1 protein-coding gene is annotated in these 485 nt (G+C 29.7%); it reads right to left on the bottom strand.

Annotated features, from left to right (window positions below; all coding sequences use genetic code 11):
• The coding region (locus tag AC1DWA_RS33310; protein WP_477917742.1) for a glycosyltransferase at positions 1 to 485 on the bottom strand (485 nt) is incomplete at both ends.

Below are 485 nucleotides of genomic sequence, written 5' to 3'. Positions count from 1 at the left end.
CGCATGTACTTATAAGGATTTTTAACAAAGCCTTTTAACATAACGCTTTCTTGTAGTTTTAAATCTTGTATTAGTTCTTCCAAATCTTTTCTTTGCTCTCCCTCTCCCAAAATAATCAATTTATTTTTCACTCCGTTATCCAACAAATATTTATGGGCTTTTATTAAATCGTCAAACCCTTTCATATCAGTTAAACGACCTACACCTAAAATTATAGGTTCAGAAAAGTTTTGTAAATCAACTTTTTGATTAGACATACTGTATATCTCTTCTAATCTAACTGGATTATATATCCGTTTAACAGGCACCTGAATTTGAGAAAACATATTTTTAAAAGAAGCTTTAGTTCCATCCGAAACTGCTATTACTAGTTTCAGTTTAGGATAGGTTTGATTTATTAAAAATTTATGAACCCTGTTATTAGTTTTTGGATAATACTGAACATTTATGTGCAACCACCCTATAGCTGGCTTTTTAGTTATAAT

The organism is Rhodococcus sp. P4_F3_2 (assembly GCF_056401335.1).
The sequence above is the reverse complement of the archived record's forward strand: the minus strand, read 5'-3'. Positions and strand labels throughout refer to the sequence as shown.